The sequence below is a fragment of the Pontibacter deserti genome, from assembly GCF_023630255.1.
GTDB lineage: Bacteria > Bacteroidota > Bacteroidia > Cytophagales > Hymenobacteraceae > Pontibacter > Pontibacter deserti.
This window is the reverse complement of record NZ_JALPRS010000004.1, coordinates 13,502-31,405: the sequence shown is the minus strand read 5'-3', so window position 1 is coordinate 31,405 and position 17,904 is coordinate 13,502. Positions and strand designations below refer to the sequence as shown.

Here is a 17,904-nt window from a genome sequence, read left to right as displayed (position 1 = left end):
GCAAAACCTTTCAATTTTACTATTCCTGGCAGTTAATTAAGATGCTTAAAATGGTTAAAATTGCTCTTCCTGATTATTTTACACAGGGGTGCTTTTACAAATCTATGTATTTTCAAATATTATCCAAAGTATAAACATCATTCAGAAAGCATTCTCTTTGAAAATTTCAAAATAAAAATTGAGCACTACCATTATACATAGCTGGCTTACAATTGTTGCATTTTGAGGCACAAAGAAAAGATTACAAATGCTGGCTGTAGCCTGTCAGCTGGCTACCAGTTATAACATAAAGCTTTAGCAACAGCTGTTATACGTTATAATTTAGCACAAAATATTGCCTGTTCTATACTTTAGTTTTAGGAAAAAGCGCTTTAAATATAAGCAACGTATTTAAAGAATGTATGCATAGCTACTTCTTTTTTGCTCTATTCCAGTAAAAATCCATTTCTTCCAAACTCATGTCCTGTAATTTCTTCCCATCCTTGGCTGCCTCAGTCTCCAGATACTGAAACCTGTCTATAAATTTAAGGTTAGTTCGCTCTAGCGCCTCTTCCGGGTTAATATCAACAAAACGGGCAAAATTTATTAAAGAAAAAAGCAGATCTCCGAACTCAGCTGTGGCACGCTCTTTATTTAAAGTGGTAATGTCGGCCACGTTAAACTCTTCTTCAAACTCATTTAGCTCTTCCTGCACCTTTTCCCATACCTGGGATTTATCGTCCCAATCAAACCCTGCGCCACGAGCCTTTTCCTGGATGCGCATAGCCTTAACCAAAGCCGGCAACGATGATGGCACACCACCTAAAACAGACTTATTACCTTCTTTCAGTTTAAGCTGCTCCCAGTTTTTCTTTACCTGTTCTTCTGTATCTGCTGTTACATCACCGTAAATGTGCGGATGGCGGAATATAAGTTTTTCGCAAAGAGCGTTTAGTACATCGGCAATATCAAAAGCTTTTTGCTCAGAGGCTATTTTTGCGTAAAACACCATGTGCAACATCAGGTCCCCGATCTCTTTTTTGATCTCAGGCATATCCTGCTTAAGTATGGCATCCGATAATTCGTAAGTTTCTTCTATAGTTAAATGGCGTAGACTCTCCAGTGTTTGTTTACGGTCCCAAGGGCACTTTTCGCGCAGGTCGTCCATTACATCCAATAATCTGTTAAAGGCCTGTAGTTGCTTACCACGCGCAGTATCGTCAAAAAAAGTTTTATCCATAAAGCAAATATACTAAAATACGGCTGTTGCTGTTTGTTGGAAACAGTTATAGCTATATATTAAGTAAAGGTGTTAAGTATAAAGTTAAATATTGCTACTTTTGCAACCTACAAACATTAATTCAAGTGGCTTTAATAAAATCAATTTCAGGAATTAGAGGAACGATAGGCGGGCAGGCAGGTGATGCACTTACCCCTGTAGATGTGGTTAAATTTGCTGCAGCCTACGGTACCTGGGTACTCCAGACTACTAATAATAATAACACAATAGTAGTTGGGCGTGATGCACGTATCTCTGGCGATATGATCAACAAGCTGGTTTGTGCTACCCTGCAGGGGCTGGGCATAAACGTTGTGGATGTTGGCCTTTCTACAACTCCGACTGTAGAGATGGTGGTACCCGAACTTAAAGCAGGTGGCGGCATTATACTTACAGCCAGCCATAATCCTAAGCAGTGGAACGCCCTGAAGCTCCTGAACTATAAAGGTGAATTTATTTCGGACGCAGAAGGAAAGCTGGTACTGGAACTAGCCGAAAAAGAAGCTTTTGAGTTTGCACAGGTAACAGAACTTGGCACTTATACAAAGCAGGAGGATGCGATAAAAAACCACATAAAAGCTATACTTGAGCTGCCTTTAGTAGATGTAGAAGCTATTAAAGCAAAGAAATTTAGTGTAGCCATTGACTGTGTAAACTCGACAGGTGGTATTGCTGTACCAATGCTGCTGGAAGCGCTGGGCGTAAAGAAAGTAGAAAAGCTTTTCTGTGAGCCGGATGGTCATTTTCCGCATAACCCGGAACCACTGCCAGAGAACCTGCGCGAGATTTCTAAAGTGATAGAAAAAGGTAAGTTTGACTTAGGTATAGTTGTAGACCCGGATGTGGACCGCCTGGCGCTGATAAACGAGGACGGCAGCATGTTTGGGGAGGAATATACCTTGGTAGCCGTTGCTGACTATATCCTGAAGAATAAAGTAGGTAACACGGTTTCTAATCTATCATCAACAAGAGCACTACGTGATGTAACAGAGAAAGCAGGTGGCAGTTATTTTGCTGCCGCTGTTGGCGAAGTGAACGTGGTAAACATGATGAAGGAGCAGAACGCAGTAATCGGTGGCGAAGGTAACGGTGGTATCATCTACCCTGAGCTACATTATGGCCGCGATGCTTTAGTAGGTATAGCTTTGTTCCTGACGCACCTGGCAAAATCAGGGATGAGCATGACTCGCCTACGTGCCAGTTATCCTAACTACTACATTTCTAAAAACAAGATAGAGCTTACGCCGGATGTTAATGTAGATGCAGTTCTGACGCAGATGCAGGAGCGTTATGCCAAGCAGCCAATCAATACGATAGATGGTGTTAAGATTGAGTTTGATAAAGAGTGGGTGCACCTGCGCAAGTCAAACACGGAGCCTATTATCCGTATTTATGCAGAGTCGGATAGCAATGCTACAGCTGAGCACCTGGCTAATAAGATCATCGCAGATATCAAAGAAATTATTTCTGTAAAAGCATAATGTGTTGTTGTAAGTATAAATATTAACAGGCAACATAAAGCGCCAAGGATAAAGCTTCATATTCTTTATCCTTGGCGCAACTTTTTTTAATACTTTAGTAGTTCGTAATATATAGTAATTCAAACCCTTACCGACATGCGTGTATATTTAGACAATGCTGCCACAACTCCTTTAGACAAGGAAGTTTTTGATGCAATGGCTCCTTTTATGCTGGAACACTACGGAAATCCGTCCTCTATTCATTCGCATGGGCGCGAGGTAAGGGCAGCTATTGAGAAGGCACGTAAAACAGTAGCGGGATTACTAAATACGTCACCTGCCGAGATCTTCTTTACTTCTGGCGGAACCGAAGCAGATAATGCAGCTCTGATTTGCACTTGTCGTACCTTGGGTATAAAGCATGCTATCAGCACTAAACTGGAGCACCATGCTGTGTTACATACCATGGAAATGCTGGAGAAGCAGGATGGTGTACAGGTGAGCTACCTCCGCCACGATGAGCGCGGCAACCTGGACCTGGAGCACCTGGAAGAACTGCTGGCAAATCAGCCACAGACACTGGTATCTGTAATGCATGCCAACAACGAGATTGGTAACCTCAACGATATTCAGACTATAGGTGAGATTTGCAAAAAGTATAACGCCCTCTTCCACTCTGATACAGTGCAGACAATGGGCCATTACAAGCACGACCTGCAAACCCTTGGCGCTAATTTTATAGTTGGTTCAGCTCACAAGTTTCATGGTCCTAAAGGTGTGGGTTTCCTGTACAGCGATGCAAACTTCAAAATACAGCCTTTAATACAAGGTGGTGCGCAGGAGCGCAATATGCGTGGTGGTACCGAGAACGTGTATGGCATTATTGGCTTGGCAAAAGCACTGGAAATTGCTTACCGTGACATGGATGACCATATGCGTCATATTCAGAGTTTGAAAGACAGGATGATCTATAAACTGCGTGAGCAACTGGAGGATGTAAGCTTCAATGGCATGTCAGAATTTGGTGATAAGAGTTTGTATACTGTACTTAATGTAAGCCTGCCTGCTTCTGATATAAACGAGATGCTGCTGTTCAGCCTGGACATAAATAAAATATCTGCATCTGGTGGCAGCGCCTGCAGCAGTGGTGCTAATGCCGGCTCGCATGTATTGCGTGCTTTAAATCTAGACCCTGCTCGTGGATCAGTTCGCTTCTCTTTCAGTAAGTATAATACTCCTGAAGAAATTGATTTTGTAGCAGAGACCTTAGCTAAACTGTATACTAAAGTAACGGCTTAGCTGCTATAAACATAAAGTATAAAATAGAGGCTCCGGTAGCAATGCCGGAGCTTTTCTTTAGCCAAAGTATAAACAGAAATAAAGTATAAATGAAAAGTATAGGCGTATTCTGTGGGGCAAACACAGGAACAAACAATGTATACAGCCAGGCATCTGCGGAATTAGGAAGACTAATGGCAGAGCAACATGTAACACTTGTTTATGGAGCTGGTAATGTCGGTTTAATGGGTGTTATAGCCGATGCTGTTCTGGAAAACAATGGAAGAGTGATTGGGGTAATTCCACAAAGCCTGGTTGACAGAGAAGTAGCTCATAATGGCTTACATGAGTTACATGTGGTAGAAACAATGCACGAGCGTAAGGCAATAATGGCGGCACGCTCTGATGCGTTTATAGCGATGCCAGGCGGCTTTGGCACCTTCGACGAGATCTGCGAGATCATTACCTGGAACCAGTTAGGTATTATTAAAAAGCCTGTTGCCTTCTACAACATTAATGGCTACTATGATAAATTCTTTGAGATGATAGATCATACGATAGCGGAGGGCTTTGTAAAACCTGACCAACGCGAGAACCTCATCATTGAAGACAACCCTGTTATACTTCTTCAGAAAATCCGAGAATACTCAGATGCAACTTCCGATTACTGGATCGACTTCAAAAGAATCTAAATCAGTAACATATGACCTTTTCTACTAGTAAGAAAGTGGCTTTAAAGTATAAGTTGCTTTTAATTTTACTTGTACTGGCTCTTCATGCAGTACATGCTCAGGATGTTTTCTCGGTAGGTCCGGCTTTCCATTATAATTTCGGGGATAAGAAGCCGAAGGTAAGTTGGGGTGTTGAAGCATCGTTGTGGTGGTTTGAAGACTATAAGGTTCCGTTTAGTGCTAACTTAGGTTTTGACCGTCGGAAAGGAAATACCATTCTTTACACGCAGGCACAAACAGGTCTAGGGATAGTTGGCATTTCAGCAGGACCATATATTGAGTTTAAGAAAGACGAAGCAACAGCTATAGGTCTTCAAACTGATTACTGGGTGAACTACTACATGGGCCTGAACTATAGAATAAGATATGCCAAGGGCGGACCTCAGAAGGCTTTAGGTATATACCTTAAAGCTCCTATTATGCTTGATCCTGAGGAGGATGACGGAGATGATTCGGATTGGGACTGGGATTAATTTCTACAAAATAAAAGAGCCGCTGATTTTAATGTCAGCGGCTCTTTTATTTTGGGTCTCTTTCAAATATCTTCTTTTTTAAAACTTAATGCTGTAGAATCATATCTTTAACAGCATCAACCCAGATCTGTTCTGAATTAAGGCTTTCTACCAGTTGCCATTTTTCACCACCGGCATGTTCGAACATTTCCTTAAATTCTGAGCCAACTTCTACAGTAGTTTCAAGGCAGTCAGCTACAAATGCCGGACTATAGGCCAGTACTTTCTTTATACCTTTAGCAGGAAGCATTTTTAAAACCTCATCAGTGTATGGTTGCAACCACGGGTCTTTCAGCAGGCGGCTCTGGAATGTTACTGTATACTGATCTTCGCTTAGCCCAAGTTGTTCTGCCAGTAACCTTGAGGTGGCAAAGCAGGCCGCACGGTAGCAGTATTTGTTCCGCTTGTTATAACTGTTACAGCAAGAGCCTAGCTTACAATAACCTTTATCGCTTCCTTTTAAAACCTGTCGTTCCGGCAATCCATGGTAACTAAAGATTACATGATCATAGTTATCTTTTGCCATGTGTTGCTTGCCTAGCTCGGCAAATGCTTTTATAAACCCGGGGTCATCGCAGAAAGAAGAAATAAAGTTTATACTTGGTATAACCCACCAGTCCTTCACAATTTCCATCACTTTATCCTGCACAGACCCGGTTGAAGCCGATGCATACTGCGGGAACAAAGGCAGCACAATAATACGGTCTACACTTTTATCGCGAAGTTCTTCTAAAGCGCTTTTTATACTTGGGCTTTGGTAACGCATACCAAAAGCCACATGATAATTATCGCCAAGAGCAACCTGCAGCTTCTCTTTAAGGTCAAGCCCATGGAACAATAAAGGTGAACCGCGCTCGGTCCATAGCTCTTTGTAAACTTTCGCAGATTTAGGAGCCCGGAAAGGAGCAATTATTCCATTTATCAGGAAGTAACGGCCAACCGGGTTTATATCTATTACACGCTTATCCAACAGGAACTCGCGCAGGTACTTTCTTACATCAGGAGTTTCAGGTGTATCCGGAGTTCCGAGGTTTACCAGCAGAACACCAATTTTACCCATGTTTCTTTTGCTCATCTAAAGTATAAATGCTTATCAGTTTCAAAGATACAAAGTATAACTCTATCTATTTGATGAGAAATATCACCTCTTTTTATATAAATATACAATCTTGTAAATCAGTAAATACGCAGAATGTTTTAACTTACAGTAGATAGTTATACCTCCTGTATACTTTTATTCTGCATTCTCATACAACTCCCATTTATCCAGCACCGAAGTAAAGTCGTCTGGAAGATCAGAGTTGAAGTATAGCTCCTGTTTAGTTGTAGGATGTATAAAGCCCAGTGATTTAGCATGCAGTGCCTGGCGAGGCATCAGCTTCATGGCGTTATCTACAAAAGCTTTATAAGTGCCGTTTGGTGTTCCATACAAAATTTTGTCGCCACCATAAGTTGCGTCCGAGAAAAGCGGGTGGCCAATATACTTCATATGCGCGCGTATCTGGTGCGTTCTACCTGTCTCGAGGTTACATTGTACCAGTGACACGTATTTAAAGCGCCTGAGGACCTTATAATGCGTTACAGCGTGCTTACCATAAGAACCATCCGGGTAAACTTTCATTACCTTACGGTCTTTTGCGCTGCGCCCTACATTGCCGGTTATAGTACCTGAATCTGATTTTGGCTCACCCCACACCAAGGCATAATAGGTACGTTCTATTGTATGGTCATAAAACTGCTTTGCCAGAAAAGCCATAGCATACTCAGTTTTAGCAATTACCAGCAAACCGGATGTGTCTTTATCGATGCGGTGTACAAGACCGGGGCGGCCTTCGCCATTACGGCTGGTTGGCAGGTTTTGCAGGTGGTAGGTAAGCGCATTTACTAAAGTACCCGTCCAGTTATTGTAGGCAGGATGCACTACCATTCCGGCAGGTTTATTTACCAACAGTAATTCCTCGTCCTCATACACAATATCCAACGGAATGTTCTCCGGCACTATATCAGTATCGCGCGGTGGCTCTGCCAGTGTAATGGTTATAACATCCGAAGGTTTTACCTTGTAGCTTACCTTTACCGGCTTGTCGTTTACCTGCACCGACTCCGCCCGTATGGCTTCCTGTAATTTATTACGAGTTACATTTGCCAGGCGGTCCATCAGGAACTTGTCGATACGGAGCAGTGCCTGCCCTTTATCTACAATTATGCGATGGTGTTCATATAGTTCGTCTGAGTCTTCTGTTGTTATATCCTGTTCTTCGTAAGCTGCCACTGGTATTTTGCTATAAGCTATAAATAAAAAGAAAGCCGAGGTTTACACTTCGGCTTTCAAAACTATAAGGAAGTACGTTATTAGTTCTTCTTCTTGGTGTTTTTAGCTGGCGTTTTAGCCGGAGTTTTTGCTGGTGTAGTTGCTGCTGGTTTAGCTGCAGCAGGCTCAGCTGCCTTTGCTTTTGATGGGTCTACACCTAGCTTTCTTAGCACAAGCGGAGAGATATCGCCATCTTCCGGGCCAGCTAATAAAGCCTGGTTGCTGATTACATAAGTATAACCATTCTCTTTTGCCACATCTTTGATAGCCTTGTCGATTTTAGCGATAACCGGATCAACTAAAGACTTTTCTTTCTGCTGCAGAGACTGCTGTGCGTTACGCTGAAACTCCTGGATTGAGTTGTTCAGGTTCATCAGTTCTTTCTCTTTGTCTTCACGAATGGTTTTATCCATAGTGGCAGCACCTTTTTCGTAAGCCTGTAGTTTGCTTTCGTAATCTGCATACTTTCCTTTCAGCTGGTTTTCCAACTGTGTGCTGTGGTCTTTAAGAGAAGATTCTATCTGCTTGCTTTCAGGAAGCTGTAGTAAGATGTATTCAACGTTAGTATAACCAATCTTTAAAGGCTGGTCGCTGCTTTGTGCGAAAGACGCAAAGCTGATCAGTAAAAACGCTACTACTAAGGTTTTGATCTTGTTCATCATTGGTTGGTTAATTAATAATAAAGTATAATAGTTAGTTGTTAGGCTTCTTTTTGGTTGTTGGCTTTTTTGGTTCCTGTACCGGCTTCTGCTCTTCTTCCTCTCCTTCGCCTACAGCTGGCAGATCATCCGGATTTTCTTTAAGTGCGTCTGCTGGTTGTTTCCCTTTTGTATTAGCTTTATCTGAGGCTAACCCCAGTTCTTCCAGCACATACTCTGTATAATCATGTATCGGGTTGGTATAGATCATTACAAGGTCACCGGATTTATCGAACATGATAGCTATCTGGCGTGCTTTAGAAACTTTCTCTACCGCAGTAAAAACTTCGTCTTGTATCGGCCGCATCAGGTCCTGGCGGCGCTTAAACATCATACCTTCGTAGCCAAAAACCTTACGTTGGTAATCGCGCACTTCAACTTCTTTCTTGTTGATCTCGGCCTGGCGCTTCTTCTTCATTTCTTCTGTAAGAAGCACTTCCTCCGCGCGGTATTCCTGTTTTAATTTATCTGCTTCCTGCTGCAGGCTTTCTATTTCTTTCTGCCAGGTTTCAGCATACTTGTCCATCTCCTGCTGCACTTTGCCATAAGCAGGCATTTTGCTAAGTATAAAGTTGGAATCAATATACCCAATCTTCTGTGCATTGGAAATATGCGCCAGAAAAAAGCCCGCTAAAAAGATGAACAAAAACTTTTTCATACTGATTCCTTTTTAATTAGCGCAGCTGCTGCCCTATAATAAAGTGGAACATACCATTCTTCGCACCCGGCTGACCTGGTATATCATCTAGTCTCCAGCCATAGTCAAATCCTAGCAAGCCAAACGCAGGCATAAATATTCTGGCACCTACACCCACCGAACGGTACAGCTTAAACGGATTATAGTTAGTATACGAACCGAAGTTGTTACCTGCCTCTACGAAAGCCAGACCATAAATGGTAGCCGCCGGGCTAGGCGAAATCAACTGGCGTAGTTCCATTACAAACTTGTTATAAGCGATACCACCTGCCTGTAATAATTCAGGATCATTTGTATCTACAACGCTTTCATCTTCATAACCGCGCAAGCCGATATATTCTGTTCCAACAAAGATGTTACCACCACCAAGACCAGAACCACCTAATTTAAAGCGCTCAAACGGACCATAGTCTGCATCTGAGCTATACTTACCTAGGAAGCCAAAATGTGCCCTTGTATTCAATACCAATTTTCCTGCCAAGTTTATAAAGTACGATGCATCGAACATCCATTTATTGAATTCAATGTATTCATACTTACCTTTTCCTTCCTGGAACAGTGAGTAAGGTGGTGTCAGGTTTATACTTAACGAAAGCTGAGAACCACGTGTAGGGAAGGTTGGGTTATCTATACTATAGCGTGAAAGTGTATTTATAAACGAGATACTGTTTGATGTACCAGTTGTAAAATCAGCGAATAGCTGGGTATAGTTATCAAGTTTATATCTGTTGTAAGACAGTGTATGTGTAATGTTGAAGTAGTTATCCGGCCAGTTAAGTCTGCGGCCCAGGCTCACAGATGCACCATCTACGTTCAAGCGTTCATCCTGCTCCGCTCTTGGCACGCGTCTTACAGTTTTAAATAAACCTACTGTTAATGAATTCGGATTGCGGCCTCCTAACCAGGGCTCTGTAAACGATAGTGAGTAAGACTGGTAATATTTACCGTTTGCCTGAACATTTAGTGACAAACGCTGCCCATCGCCGCTTGGCACTGGTCTCCACTCAGATAGTGTCAGGAATTTGCGGGTAGAGAAGTTGTTAAGTGTTAAACCTACAGTACCTACAGCACCAATAGGGCCACCCCAACCACCTGATAAACTGATCTGGTCATTTGGTCTTTCTACAACTGAATAATGAATATCCACGGTACCATCTGCCTGGTTTGGAATAGGCTGTAACCCGATGTTTTCAGGATCGAAGTAACCTAAAGCTGCCAGTTCGTTTCGTGTTCTGATCAGGTCGTCACGGCTATACTTTTCGCCAGGCAATGTACGTAACTCTCTGCGCACTACGTGCTCGCTTGTTTTTGTATTACCTGTAACAACTACATTCTTGATAGTAGCCTGCGGTCCTTCATACACACGCATCTCTAAGTCTATAGAGTCGCCTTCTATTCTTACCTCTACAGGATCTATACTTTGGAACAGGTAACCATCATTCTGATAAAGGGCTGATACGTCAATTCCAGTTGGATTGTAGTTCAAACGCTTATCAAGTTCCTGACGGTTATAAATATCACCCTTCTCAATACCTAATACCTTCGTCAGGTAAGCATCATCGTATAGGTAATTTCCTTTCCAGGTGATGTTTCGGTAGTAGTAGCGTTTGCCTTCATCTACTGTTATTTGTATGCCCAGTCGGTCGTCGCTTATCCTGTAAACAGAGTCAGAAACAATAACGGCATCACGGTAACCTTCAGAATTATAAAAATCAAGCAGTAGTTGCTTGTCGTTTTCATACTCAGCTTCCTGGAACTTAGAAGATGACAGAATATTAAAGAGGCTTTTCTCCTTTGTTTTCTTCATCTGCTTTTCCAGCTTTCTGTCAGAGAAAGCTTCGTTACCAACTATATCAATATCCCCGATCTTTACCTTATCTCCTTTATCAATTTTAATATCAAGCACTACACTGTTAGGCAATAGCGAATCCGGACGCTGTGTCATACTTACTTTTGCGTTCAGGTAACTTTTTTCAGCAAAGTAATTCTTTATTATAGTACGGGTGCTGTTCAGGGTAGCATCGTTCACGGTTTTACCACGCTGCAGGCTTATTTTCTCGCTCAAGTTTTCCTGCTGCGATTTATTTATACCTGAAAAAGTGAAGCGGGAAAGGCGTGGGCGCTCTTTCAGATTGAAGTCCAGGAATATCTGGTTGCCCTCAACACGGGAGATCGTTACATCTATATCTCCGATAATACCTTGCGCCCATAATTTTTGTATGGCTTGGCTGATGTCTTCGCCGGGCACCGTAATTTCGTCACCTACCTTGAGGCCAGTAACAGCTATAAGGGCATCCGGATTTAAGAAGTTTGCTCCGCTTACCGTAATGCCTCCAATCTGGTACTGGCGCGGCTGCGTGTAATCAACAGGGTTTGTCTGCGTAGTGTTGTTAAGAACTTGAGAAGAGGCTGTGCCTGCCAGAAGCAGGAAAAACAGCACCCAGATGCATCTTGCCATTAATATTTTACTTGATTAGTTGTTCACTGGTCTTACCGAAGCGTCTTTCGCGACGTTGGTAAGATAATATTGCTTCGTATAGATGCTCTTTCCGGAAGTCCGGCCAAAGCAATTCTGTTATGTATAATTCCGTGTAAGCTAATTGCCATAGTAAAAAATTACTGATGCGCATTTCGCCACTTGTACGTATGAGTAGTTCAGGGTCTGGCATACCTGCTGTAGCCAGATGATCAGCTATCATGCCTTCAGTTATCTCTGCTGCTGAAATTTCGCCTTGCTCTACTTTACCTGCCAGCTTTCGCATGGCCTGCGCAAGCTCCCAACGACCACTATAGCTAAGGGCTAACACTAACGTCATCCGGGAGTTACCACTTGTTATTTCAATGGCTTCCTGTAGCTCCTGGCGGCAACTTTTAGGCAAACTTTCTGTGTCGCCTATAGTTTGTAAGCGGATATTATTTTTGTTAAGTGTAGCGGTTTCTTTGCGTATAGTTGTTACTAAAAGCTGCATCAGTGCCGAAACCTCACTTGCTGGCCTGGACCAGTTCTCTGTAGAGAATGCGTATAGGGTCAGGTATTCAACACCAAGCTCAGCAGCAGCTTCAACTGTTTCCCGGACAGCAGTAATTGCGTTCTTATGCCCGAAAATGCGTAAGCCCCCACGTTGCTTAGCCCAACGCCCATTACCGTCCATAATAACGGCTATGTGCTTGGGTAAATTGTTTATATCTACTTTCTCCCTAAGATCCATTTAACCACAATTTCCTTGCAAGTTACAAAAAGCAAAGCAATTTAATTAAAAATTAAATGGTTAATCCAATATGCCGGGCTGGCGTTTGTAAGGAGGTGGGCAATTAATTCTGTAAATGGTATAAGAAAGGCTAATGCCGTTGTAGTAATACCAGTCTTTATCATAGGGGTTGGCCACATCTTTACCATCTACTTCCTGCAGGAAATCCATGTTATCGTTAAATAGCATTCTGGTACCAAACTCCAGACCAAGGTTCCAGTGCTTGCTAAGCGCATACTTTACACCTACCCCAAAAGGCACGCTGATAGTAAGATCAGTATCAAATACTTTATTTAACCTGGGTTCCAGAGCAGGATTATCTGTTGTAAGCTTTTTGTTATAGATGAGGCCTGCTACCCCTGCAAAGAAGTATGGGGATAGGCGTATCTTTTGAGAAAGGTCATAATAATCCAGGAAGTTATACTCCATGACCAGTGATACTTCAGCTAAGCTCAGTCGCAGCTCCGCCTGCCTGTAATCTGATAACGGCAGATCCTGCACAGCATCTCCTATGGTGTTATCATCTACTATCCGGTGGCTAAGCATAACGCCGCCTCTGGCTGTAAATGTATTGGTTAGGTCGCGGCGGTAGAAGCCCGTAATTGCAGGCTGATTATTAAGAAAGCGGTAATTAGGCGCAAGTTCTCCTTTATAGTTGGCGCCACCTATACCTACTCCTATCTCACTTGTAGAAACAGAACGCTGGGCGATAGCTTCTGTGCTAAAAAAAGCACTCCCTATTTGCAGCATTACACAAATAAGGAGTGCTTGTCGGATTCTATGTAAAGTCATGTATTCGCTGAACAGAGTTTAGGTAACAACGAACAGTACTATGTTCTATTATCTAAACTTCGGACTTCTGATTCTAGGTGTTAAAATATAATTTATGTTTACGCCGGATACGATATACCAGTCTTTATCTGTTTTATCGCCCCGACGCTGATTGGCCGGCGTTCCGTAACCATTTAAACGCTTGTAAGGAACGCCTGGATTAGGATCTGCTATTATTGAGCTTGTAAATTCCCCTTCAGCACTACGGTCAGAGAAAATAGCGGATGCCTGTCTGTTAGGGCTGCCGTTTGCAGAGCTTAAAAGCGAAGCCTTATCAACATAAGCAGAGCTTGCATCATCTAAGTAATCTGTAAATGTTTTTCTCCAGCCTACTTCAAAGCTAAGGTCCCAGTATCTGTCAAGTTTGTAACGTACACCTAAGCCAAATGGTATAGCAACCTGAACGCGTTTATAGGGTTCAGGGTTACCTGCGCCGTCAATATGTTGCCCTTCGGTACCCAGTGGCTGCAATTCATACCAGCCAGTAGGTATATCCTGGTCTCCGGCTAAGCCCGGGTGAGAGCCAGACTCATAATATGCTTTTGGGTTATGATGCAGCACAGCCACCCCCACAAAACCATAAGGCACAAAGTCCGGACGGCGGCGGTAAGTCTGACGGTTCTCGAACAGGTCAACTATAGCTACTGCACTTAGTTCTTTAATGTCGTTTCGGAAAGACAGGTTACGTCTGTAACGCCCTGCGTTCTCTGTTTCATTCAGTGCTGCACTTTTCACGTCATCACCTATAATGCGCCCCCAGTTTAAGCTGGCACGGACAGAGATACGTGGAAAATAACGGTAAGTATAGGTTATACCTATGTTTGGTCTTGTTGATTTAAAGCGAAGACTGGTAAAATCCGGCTCAGGCACGATATCACCAAAGTAATTCATCGCTCCCAGATGCACTCCTACAGATGCGTACCGCTTCCTCAAGGTAAAGCGCTGAGCATCTGCATCAGTAGACACCAGGGTCATGGCAAAAGTAAGCAGCAGAACAAGGGTACAAATTTTTCTCATATGAATAAATGCTATGTAAGTGCCTGTTACTCACAGATACCTCTCCTTAAGTTACAAAGACAAAAATAAAGATTAAGTATTATTAAAGAAATAATATTTTATATATTTAATCTTCATCACTTTTGGAAGAGATTCCTGTTATCTATACCCCAGTTAAGCTTACTGCGCAGCGTTGATAGGAAGTTAACATGATGCAACTTAACTAACCTTGCCACGAAGTTTTCTCGCCTAACAGCTAACTGAACATTCATATCAACAGGTACAGATCTGGAATCGAGAGAGGCAAGGTAACTGCTGCTACGGCCTTCCACTTCAAAAGAGATCACACTTCTGTCTGATACTATCATGGGCCGCACATTCAGATTGTGAGGACATACGGGTGAAATGATAAAATTGTTGGTTTGGGGCAGCACTAACGGACCTCCGGCACTTAGTGAGTACCCTGTAGACCCGGTTGGCGTAGCCACAACCAGCCCATCTGCCCAGTAAGAGTTCAGGTATTCACCATCAATATACGTATGCACCGCAATCATAGATGAACTATCGCGTTTTAGTACGCTAAACTCATTTAATCCGAAGTTAATGCCATCAAAAATCTCCTGATCGGAATCTACCCGGATAAGTGCGCGGTCGTCTAAAGTATAATGGCCTTTGTAAAGTGCATCGAGTGCAACGTTTATACTGTCGTGTGAGATGGTGGCCAGAAAGCCTAAGCGGCCAGTGTTTATACCAAGTATAGGAATCTGCTGTGCTCCTACATAAGTAACTGTGTCCAGTAAGGTACCGTCTCCGCCAATACTTAATACCACATCTACGCCGGTTAGGTCATCGCCGCGCTTAAAGGTGGGTATATCGTTAGGTATTTCTAAGGTATTCTGCAGGTATAACTGGAAATGCTCTACCAGCATGATGTCAGCTTTGCGCAGCAACAGCTCATCGAATAGCTTTTGTATGAAAGGTGCGATACGTTCGCTGAATGGTTTACCAAGTATAGCAATCTTCATAAGCAGTTCTTTAAAATGGATACCCCATGTTCAGGTACAGGCCCCGGTCGCCTTCACGGTTAACAGTATACTCTCCGCGCAGCACAATATCGTAAAATGTTACCACATGCAGCCCAATACCGCCACCCAATAACAACCGGTTGGTAAGCGGGTTACTGGCTTCATAAGTATTATCTATAGTATAGCCGGCATCTGTAAAGGCATTTAAGTATAAAGCTAGCGGCACTGTGTTTAGCTTAGGACTACGGATAAACTTCAGGTGGATGCCTTTGATGTTGAACAGTTCTCTAGAGAGCCCTTGCTTAAACAGGCCGTAATGCTGCCCGCCCACCACATACAGTTCATAGCCGCGCACTAACGACCTATAGCCCAGTGCAATGTTATCGGTAACGGCAAAGTTACTACCTATACGCACTTGTGCTTCTGCACCTACAGTATAATAAAATTTATGCGGTAATGCAGTATACGTTACATACTTGGCCCGGGCAGTTGTAAACCCGGTGCCTGTATCATTCAGGAAAAAAGCATGGCCTATACCTGCATCAAAGTAACTGCCTGTTAAAGGATAGGCAAATGTGTTCCGTTGGTTTACAGCACGGCTAAGATCCACCCTGATGTAGTTACGGTTAGTTTTATCTGTATTAAAATAGTCCGGATTCAGGGAGACGACAGTATCTGATATCTCTTCGTGATTGTAGGAAAGCCGGAGCGCTGATTGCCGCTGCACACTTTGCCGGTGAATAATGGCGGCAGCAACACCTGTTCGGTTTATAGGCATGCCTTCCTCCTGCTCAAAGAAATATTGCCGGTTGTTAAGTATGTTATAGCTGATCGTATGGCTGCGGTAATCTGCTACACCAATCTCATAACCAAAGTTTCGGCTGCCAGCTAAGTATGGTACGCGGTAAGATAGTTCTATCCGGCGGTTAAAGCCATGCTGCAGGCGCAGGCGCACATCTTCATTCCGGCCCCTGAAGTTTTTACGCGTTAGGGTAAATCCGTAATCGATGCGGTTCAGGTCTTTTTTCTCGAGCCAGGCATTAAAGTTACGGTCTGCAAAATCGAAGATAGGAATGGGATACAGGTATACGCGCTCCTGTACCTGGTAAGTAACTATAACCAGCCCCTCGTTACAAGTATAGCTATAGTTTACATAATGAAAGAGCCTGAGATTATAGATGCGTTTGCGGTTTTCTTCGAGCAGGTTTTCCAGGTTCTCAACTTTAACTGAATCTCCAACCTGAAAGGTGAGTTCGCGGAGCAGCACAAAGTCTTTTGTGGTTTCGTTGCCCTGCAACTGTACTTCGTGTATAACTGCAACCGGAACCGTACAAGGCGATGCACCTGCAACCATACAGCATAACAGCAGACCCAGAAGCAGACAAACGCGCAGCACCTTTTTAAATATCCAGGTACTTGAATAACATATCCAGCCGATCTTTACCCACGTCAAAAGAATTACTATCCTGGAACTGGGCAGTAACACGGTACTCAAACCGTTCGAGTGTAGCAATTATACGGGAAAGGTCGGTGGCATTTAACTTAAGCGTCAGCTTTATGCTGTAGGGGTCCAGCTCGTCAGGTGACACATAAGCACTCAGAATTTTGGTATTCTCTTCTTCTATCAGGCGGCTGATCTGGCTCAGGGAATAGTCGCGCTCAGGCATGCTCAGCACCAGTATACTGCCCTGCCCCTGCAAGGCCGACATCTGCCCGAAAGCAGCCAGGGTATCGTTTATAGTTATAATACCCATATACTCCTGCATCTCGTCCAGCACGGGCACTACCTGTATCTTGTTCTTGATGGCAGCCTCCATTACATCGTAAAAATGCTGAAAGTGCATGACATGAACATCTTTGTGTTCCAGTTCTACCTCTTTTAGCGTTATGTTACGGTCTACCAGATCAACTAAACTATATTCAGTAGCCATGCCCAGGTATTTGCGATTGCTTACCACAGGCAGATCGTTAACACGGAACTCATCCATCCAGCGCAACGCCTTCTCTACGGTATCATAGAGTTTAAGCGGCGGGATCATTTGGTTGATGAGTTCTTCTGCGATCATGTAGTTTGTTCTACGGTAGTTTTACTTAAAAATTTCTCTAAGATACTATTAAACTTCTCCGGATGTTCCATCATTGGTGCATGTCCGCACTTATCAATAAAGTATAAATCCGAATTCGGGATGAGCCTGTTAAACTCATGTGCTACCAATGGCGGCGTAATAGTATCGTTCAATCCCCAGATTAACAGGGTTGGCACTTTAATGTTTGTGATATCTTTTGCCATGTTGTGGCGCTGCGCCGATTTGGCGATAGCTATAATACGCAAACACTTGGCATTGCTGTTCGTAATGTTGAAAACTTCATCCACCAGCTCTTTGGTAGCTGTTTCAGGGCTGTAGAAAGTATACTCTACACGCTCTTTTACATACTCGTAGTTGCCACGCTTCGGAAACGACCCACCCATAGAGTCTTCAAACAGGCCAGAGCTGCCGGTAAGAACCAGGCGCTTTACTTTATCCGGGTTATTTAAAGTATAAACCAACGCTACATGTCCGCCAAGGGAGTTACCCAGCAACGACAGATTATCAAGCTTTTTAAACTTTACAAAGTCTTCTACAAAGTGCACCAAACCTGGTACGCCTGCTTTGTGCAGCGACATTTCGTAAATAGGCATGAGTGGAATAACCACCCGGTAATTCTGAGAAAAGTAATCTACAACACCTTTCCAGTTGCTCAGGGCACCAAACAAACCATGAAGCAATAACAACACTTCACCTTGTCCTTCATCTATATACTGAAATTCGCCGTCTTTTCTGATTTGTAAATCCATGAGGGAAAACTAAACAAAAGATA

Annotated in this window: 17 protein-coding genes; 4 read left to right on the top strand and 13 right to left on the bottom strand. The window is 43.2% G+C overall.

All coding sequences use genetic code 11. The features are described 5' to 3' along the window. Positions 1–409: 409 nt before the first annotated feature. Positions 410–1,219 (bottom strand): nucleoside triphosphate pyrophosphohydrolase, encoded by an 810-nt coding sequence (mazG, locus tag MJ612_RS17170; RefSeq protein ID WP_187034027.1) that lies wholly within the window; start codon positions 1,217–1,219, stop codon positions 410–412. A 125-nt stretch (positions 1,220–1,344) separates the two neighbouring features. On the opposite strand from mazG, the gene glmM reads away from it, so the two are divergent. From glmM to MJ612_RS17150, 4 genes are all read left to right on the top strand, one after another. Further along, positions 1,345–2,739 (top strand): phosphoglucosamine mutase, encoded by a 1,395-nt coding sequence (gene glmM / locus MJ612_RS17165; RefSeq protein WP_187034028.1) that lies wholly within the window; start codon positions 1,345–1,347, stop codon positions 2,737–2,739. Positions 2,740–2,874: 135 nt separating this feature from the next. Next, positions 2,875–4,017 carry a cysteine desulfurase family protein gene (locus MJ612_RS17160; protein WP_187034029.1) on the top strand — a complete coding sequence of 381 codons (1,143 nt, stop codon included), beginning with the start codon at positions 2,875–2,877 and terminating at the stop codon, positions 4,015–4,017. A gap of 89 nt (positions 4,018–4,106) precedes the next feature. Next, a complete protein-coding gene (locus MJ612_RS17155; protein WP_187034030.1) occupies positions 4,107–4,688 on the top strand; it encodes an LOG family protein in 582 nt (193 codons plus the stop codon). A gap of 11 nt (positions 4,689–4,699) precedes the next feature. Further along, on the top strand, positions 4,700–5,200 hold the full coding sequence (locus tag MJ612_RS17150; RefSeq protein ID WP_187034031.1) for a hypothetical protein: 501 nt from the start codon (positions 4,700–4,702) through the stop codon (positions 5,198–5,200). A gap of 85 nt (positions 5,201–5,285) precedes the next feature. Here the strand turns inward: MJ612_RS17150 and hemH are convergent, their stop codons facing one another. From hemH to MJ612_RS17090, 12 genes are all read right to left on the bottom strand, one after another. Then, positions 5,286–6,314, bottom strand: a complete 1,029-nt coding sequence (gene hemH, locus MJ612_RS17145; RefSeq protein WP_187034032.1) for a ferrochelatase — start codon at positions 6,312–6,314, stop codon at positions 5,286–5,288. 159 nt (positions 6,315–6,473) lie between these two features. Next, positions 6,474–7,511 carry an RluA family pseudouridine synthase gene (locus MJ612_RS17140; protein WP_187034033.1) on the bottom strand — a complete coding sequence of 346 codons (1,038 nt, stop codon included), beginning with the start codon at positions 7,509–7,511 and terminating at the stop codon, positions 6,474–6,476. Between the two features lie 80 nt (positions 7,512–7,591). Next, entirely contained in the window at positions 7,592–8,212 is a 621-nt protein-coding gene (locus tag MJ612_RS17135; RefSeq protein ID WP_187034034.1) for an OmpH family outer membrane protein, read from the bottom strand. A 31-nt stretch (positions 8,213–8,243) separates the two neighbouring features. Further along, on the bottom strand, positions 8,244–8,906 hold the full coding sequence (locus MJ612_RS17130; protein WP_187034035.1) for an OmpH family outer membrane protein: 663 nt from the start codon (positions 8,904–8,906) through the stop codon (positions 8,244–8,246). A 16-nt stretch (positions 8,907–8,922) separates the two neighbouring features. Next, on the bottom strand, positions 8,923–11,403 hold the full coding sequence (bamA, locus tag MJ612_RS17125; protein WP_187034036.1) for an outer membrane protein assembly factor BamA: 2,481 nt from the start codon (positions 11,401–11,403) through the stop codon (positions 8,923–8,925). 7 nt (positions 11,404–11,410) lie between these two features. Continuing rightward, on the bottom strand, positions 11,411–12,154 hold the full coding sequence (locus MJ612_RS17120) for an isoprenyl transferase (RefSeq protein WP_187034037.1): 744 nt from the start codon (positions 12,152–12,154) through the stop codon (positions 11,411–11,413). 60 nt (positions 12,155–12,214) lie between these two features. Further along, positions 12,215–12,985, bottom strand: coding sequence for a type IX secretion system protein PorG (porG, locus tag MJ612_RS17115; protein ID WP_187034038.1), 771 nt, complete (start codon positions 12,983–12,985; stop codon positions 12,215–12,217). Positions 12,986–13,033: 48 nt separating this feature from the next. Beyond that, positions 13,034–14,041, bottom strand: a complete 1,008-nt coding sequence (locus MJ612_RS17110; protein WP_187034039.1) for a DUF6089 family protein — start codon at positions 14,039–14,041, stop codon at positions 13,034–13,036. A 116-nt stretch (positions 14,042–14,157) separates the two neighbouring features. Continuing rightward, entirely contained in the window at positions 14,158–15,045 is an 888-nt protein-coding gene (locus tag MJ612_RS17105; protein ID WP_187034040.1) for an NAD kinase, read from the bottom strand. A 10-nt stretch (positions 15,046–15,055) separates the two neighbouring features. Continuing rightward, positions 15,056–16,399, bottom strand: a complete 1,344-nt coding sequence (locus MJ612_RS17100) for a POTRA domain-containing protein (protein ID WP_187034041.1) — start codon at positions 16,397–16,399, stop codon at positions 15,056–15,058. A gap of 46 nt (positions 16,400–16,445) precedes the next feature. Continuing rightward, positions 16,446–17,111 carry a CBS domain-containing protein gene (locus MJ612_RS17095; RefSeq protein ID WP_187034042.1) on the bottom strand — a complete coding sequence of 222 codons (666 nt, stop codon included), beginning with the start codon at positions 17,109–17,111 and terminating at the stop codon, positions 16,446–16,448. Further along, positions 17,108–17,881: an alpha/beta fold hydrolase gene (locus MJ612_RS17090; RefSeq protein WP_187034043.1), complete on the bottom strand. Its 774-nt coding sequence runs from the start codon at positions 17,879–17,881 to the stop codon at positions 17,108–17,110. Before MJ612_RS17090 ends, MJ612_RS17095 begins: the two co-directional genes overlap by 4 nt. Positions 17,882–17,904: the final 23 nt, after the last annotated feature.